Consider the following 4,941-nt stretch of genomic DNA (forward strand, 5'->3'; position numbering starts at 1 on the left):
CAGCGGGGCGGATGCGGGTGCAGGTCACCGGATTTCGTGTCGATGCAATTCGGGCGATCGAGCTAACTCATACACCGCGCCACTGGGCTTGGCCTCAGGTCGTCCTCGTCGAAGATGCGAAACTTCAGGCTCACCCGCTCAAGCACGGCTTTGGCACCGAAACCCAGGGTGAGGTTCACAACCTCCATGGCCGGAGCAGCGGCATCGCCAGCATATTCACGGTGGGTTCACACGTTCTCTTGCCGAGCAGTGGGACATCTGTGCAGCGGAACGTGGTTCCGCGTCTCTGCTCCCCGGTGGTGGAGCGAGTGAGTTCGTCACCCTGACCCTTCGGAGGATGTCCGTGAAGTTCATCCGATCTGGTGCCGCGCTGAACCTGCTAGTCGCCAGCGCACTGGGGTTATCGGCATGCGGTAGCAATACAAACACCTCGTCGGCGCCAGTGAACTGTGGCGGCAAGCAGAAACTCATTGCCAGTGGTTCGACCGCGCAAAAGAACGCGATAGAACAATTTGTCTACGCCTACATCAATGCCTGCCCGGGTCACACGCTGGACTACAACGCAAATGGCTCCGGCGCCGGGGTGACGGATTTCATCAATAACCAGACCGATCTGGCGGGCTCCGATGTGCCGTTGGATCCGTCGAAGGGCGAACCCAACCGGGCGCACGACCGGTGCGGTTCGCCGGCGTGGGACCTGCCGGTGGCGTTTGGCCCGATCGCGGTCACCTACAACATCAAGGGCGTGAGTTCACTGAATCTGGACGGGCCGACGACGGCGAAGATCTTCAATGGCAGCATCACCAAGTGGGATGATCCGGCGATCAAAGGGCTGAACGGAAGCACGGACCTGCCCGCGACGCCCATTCATGTCGTGTTCCGCAACGACGAGTCCGGTACAACATTCAACTTCCAGAAGTATCTCGACGCCGCATCCAACGGTGCGTGGGGTAAAGACACCGGCCTGACGTTCGACGGGGGTGTCGGTGGTGGCGCCGAGGGAAACGATGGCACGTCGTTGGCCGTGAAGGGAACCGACGGGTCGATCACCTATAACGAGTGGTCGTTCGCGGTGGGCCATCATTTGAACATGGCCCAGATCATCACGGCAGCGGGTCCGGATCCGGTGGCGATCACGACCGACTCGGTCGGCAAGACGATTGCCGGGGCCACGTTCAAGGGGCGGGGCAATGACCTGGTGGTGGACACGTCGTCGTTCTACAAGCCGGCGCGGCCCGGTGCCTACCCGATCGTGTTGGCGACCTATGAAATCGTCTGCTCGCAGTATCCGGATTCCGCGATCGGCGCGGCTGTAAAAGCGTTCATGCAGGCCGCAATTGGTCCCGTCCAAGATGGCTTGGACCGGTATGGATATATTCCGCTGCCGGCCTCGTTCCGATCGAAACTGGCGACGGCGGTGAATGCTATCGCGTGACTAGCGCAATCATCGCCCTACAACCGGGGGCCGGCCTAGGAGAAGGGAGCGTCGGCCGTGAGCGACACCGAGGTTGGTTCGCGGGTGGGGTCACTATTTGGGCCCTATCGGCTGCTGCGACTGCTGGGCCGCGGCGGGATGGGCGAGGTCTATCAGGCCGAGGACACCCGCAAGCACCGGGTGGTGGCGTTGAAGTTGATCTCCGAGCAGTTCTCCGGGAATCCGGTGTTTCGGGTGCGGATGCAGCGTGAGGCCGATGCTGCGGGACGGTTGACCGAGCCGCATGTGGTGCCGATTCATGATTACGGCGAGATCGGTGGGCAGCTGTACTTAGATATGCGCCTGATCGAGGGCACCGATTTGTCCACGATGTTGAAGCGTTGGGGGCCGTTGAGCCCGGCGCGGGCGGTGGCCATTGTGCGCCAGGTTGCGGCCGCGTTGGACGCCGCGCACGCCGCCCGGGTGACACACCGTGATGTCAAACCGGAGAACATTCTGATTACAGGCGATGATTTCGCCTATTTGGTCGATTTCGGGATAGCGCGCGCCGCGGCTGATCCGGGGCTTACCCAGACCGGGACCGCGATGGGAACCTACAAGTACATGGCCCCGGAGCGGTTCACTGGCAATGAGGTCACCTATCGCGCCGATATCTATGCGCTGGCCTGTGTGTTGGCCGAGTGTTTGACCGGGTCGCCGCCGTATCGGGCCGACAGCATCGAACGGTTGATCGCCGCGCATCTGATGGAGCCTGCCCCGCGGCCCAGCCAGCTTCGACCCGGGAGCGTTCCGGTGGCCATAGATCACGTGATCGCCATGGGCATGGCCAAAAACCCCGAAGCGCGCTATAGCAGCGCCGGCGATCTGGCAATCGCCGCTCACGACGCGCTGACCACATCTGAGCAGCAGGCCGGCGCCCCGCCCCATTTCACAGCGTCGGGCGCCGACGCCGGGACACTGGCTGCTCCAGCGCTATCGCCCGGCGACGGAACAATGGTTCGTCCCGCGCCATCGGAAGCCGTCACTGGCAGCCCCGCGGTCCCACCGGATTTTCGCCCGCCGCTCCAGCCCCACCCCAAACGCAAGCCACGGATCCTTATCGGCGCTGCCACGCTTCTAGTCATCGCCGCCATCGCGGCCACCGGATACCTGGTAACGCGGCCATCGCACCCCTCGACCTCGGCATCCGGACAAACCATGCTGCCGTTGGAAGGCCTCAACTTTCACCTGTCCCCAGGCGGGGTGGCGGTGGACACCGCCGGCACCGTGTACGTCACCCATAAGGGCATGTACGGCCAGGTGGTGAAGTTGGTTACCGGGTCAAGCACCCCGACGGTGCTGCCGTTCACCGGCCTGTACGAGCCCCAGGGGGTGGCGGTGGACACCGCCGGCACGGTGTATGTCAGCGACTTCAACAACCAGATCGTGAAGTTGGCGATCGGGTCGAGCACCCAGACCGAGCTGCCCTTCACCGGCCTCAATTACCCCGAGGGTGTGGCGGTGGATACCGCCGGCAGCGTCTATGTCGCCGACCGGGGCAACAACCGGGTCGTGAAGTTGGCAGCCGGGTCGAGCACCCAGACCGAGCTACCGTTCACCGGCCTCAAAAACCCAAATGATGTGCAGGTGGACAGCGCCGGCAGCGTGTACGTCACCGACTCCGATAACGACAGAGTGGTGAAGTTGGCGGCCGGGTCGAGCACCCAGACCGAGCTACCGTTCAGGGGCCTCGACATGCCCTGGGGTGTGGCGGTGGACGCCGCCGGCAGCGTCTACGTCAGCGAACATGAGGGCCAAGAGGTGGTGAAGTTGGCGGCCGGGTCGAGCACCCAGATAAAGCTGCCATTCAACGGTCTCAGCACCCCCTGCAACCTAGCGGTGGACACCGACGGGAATGTGTACGTTGCCGACCGCGGCAACGACAGGGTGGTGAAGCTAGCGGCGCGCTGACCTGTTGACCGTCTCTGTTCATCGCGGCCACCGGGAACCCGTACGTTGTCACATCGCCGGCTGTAAGGGCCTGGCCGATGCCGCCCGGTGCAGTTGCGGCCGTGGGCGCCGATCTCCTTGCCCCGCAGCAGACCCAAGGATCACCGGTTTCCTGCCGATCCGATCCGAGAGCGGACCCCACAACAAGGTCATCGTCCGGTAGGGCAGCAGGTAGGCGGGAACAGCGAGGCCAAGCGCATCGGCGGAGCTGCCGAACTAGCTGCCGAACTCGTACTCCCAGTTGCGGAGTGAGCGGCGCCACCAATGAATGCCTGAAAGAAAATCAGGAACGCGGCCGCGGCCAACGTCCGCAACAACCATTCCTGTGAACGCTGTTGTGGAGCCGGGTAGAGATCGCTGGCCTCCTTGACCAGATCGCTGTGCAGGCGGTCGGTGCGCTGATCGTCTGACGTTGAGCCCGGGCGGCAACCGGGGTGAGATCACCATGTGCGGGCCTCACCCCGGGGCGTTGATGCCTCTAGCTGACTTTCTCCATCGTCTGCCCGCAGCAGCAGGTTGGATTCTGCTGTCCCTGACAATCCGATGGGGCACTCTTGGTCACCGTCAGCTCGCATCCACATTCGGGCAGCGGGCACCGATACACCTCGCCCTCACGAAATGGCATCATCGACCTCCTTGTGGTGTTGTTCCAGCCAGACGACACTACAAGCTGGCCCTCGGGGCCAGGTCAAGTTGACCAGGAGGAAATCATGGCCACGGACACTGTCACCGCGGGACAGGCCGCCTCCCGCGCCGGAATCACGCGCAAGGCGCTGCGCTTGTACGAGGCGAAAGGCCTCGTGGACGAACCCCCGCGCACCCCGGCCGGCTACCGCCTCTACTGCGCCGATGACGTCGCCGTGCTCACCTTCATCCGTCAGGCCCGCACACTGGGCCTGCGCCTAGATGACATCGCCGCCATCCTGGACATCCGCCGTCACGGCAGCACACCGTGCACGGCGGTACGCACGCTCATCGATACCCGCATTGACGAGATCGATTCCGCGATCGCCGACCTGCGCGCCCTACGCCGCAGTCTCGTCAGCACCCGAGGTGTCCATTCAGTCGACCGCGATGCTGTGACCGCGCCGGCCGCAATATGCCCCATCGTCGAGTACACCACCGAAAGCTGACCATCAGTTCCCCGAGGTCAGCACGGCTGGCCGCCGGGCAGTCGGCTGTCTCCGTTGTTCGGTTCGGGCATCGTTTGTTGGTTCACCGGATTCTGAACCATTCGGTTTCATGCACACCTCGTTGTGTGTGATCGGTGTGCTCTCCGACGTCACCTATTCATGCAGCAGACCCTTGGGTGCCCAGGACCTGTTGGACATGCCCGCACGGCGTCTCGCCGCGGTCGTGGATCGCCAGGATTTGGCGCACTTTCTGCAAGGTCAGCCCGGCGGCTTGGCCCCGGTGGATGAACCGGAGCCGATCCACGACCTCGGGTCCGTAGTCGCGGTAGCCGGACGGGGTGCGTGCCGGCGGCGGTAGCAGCCCCGAGTCCTCGTAGAAGCGAA

General features: G+C 63.8%; 4 protein-coding genes and 1 pseudogene. 4 read left to right on the top strand and 1 reads right to left on the bottom strand.

Annotated elements, in window-relative coordinates:
- The 4 genes from BST15_RS22450 to BST15_RS20610 all read left to right on the top strand — a co-directional run.
- Positions 1 to 326 (top strand): hypothetical protein (locus BST15_RS22450; protein WP_207572067.1); only part of this gene is annotated, 326 nt, incomplete at its 5' end.
- A 17-nt stretch (positions 327 to 343) separates the two neighbouring features.
- Complete coding sequence (gene pstS / locus BST15_RS20600) at positions 344 to 1,435, top strand: phosphate ABC transporter substrate-binding protein PstS (RefSeq protein WP_046189049.1); 1,092 nt, start codon at positions 344 to 346, stop codon at positions 1,433 to 1,435.
- Positions 1,436 to 1,492: 57 nt separating this feature from the next.
- The gene (locus BST15_RS20605; protein ID WP_046189031.1) at positions 1,493 to 3,385 is read left to right on the top strand and encodes a serine/threonine-protein kinase PknD; all 1,893 of its coding nucleotides are present in this window, start codon (positions 1,493 to 1,495) and stop codon (positions 3,383 to 3,385) included.
- A 749-nt stretch (positions 3,386 to 4,134) separates the two neighbouring features.
- On the top strand, positions 4,135 to 4,557 hold the full coding sequence (locus BST15_RS20610; protein ID WP_046189032.1) for a MerR family DNA-binding protein: 423 nt from the start codon (positions 4,135 to 4,137) through the stop codon (positions 4,555 to 4,557).
- 172 nt (positions 4,558 to 4,729) lie between these two features.
- Here the strand turns inward: BST15_RS20610 and BST15_RS20615 are convergent.
- Positions 4,730 to 4,941, bottom strand: a pseudogene (locus BST15_RS20615) (hypoxia response transcriptional regulator); the annotation flags it as partial.

Source organism: Mycolicibacter arupensis (genome assembly GCF_002086515.1).
Taxonomy (GTDB): domain Bacteria; phylum Actinomycetota; class Actinomycetes; order Mycobacteriales; family Mycobacteriaceae; genus Mycobacterium; species Mycobacterium arupense.

Excerpts from the sequence above, each read along its gene's own strand:
- BST15_RS20610 (WP_046189032.1), top strand. The coding sequence starts at position 4,135 with ATGGCCACGGACACTGTCACCGCGGGACAGGCCGCCTCCCGCGCCGGA.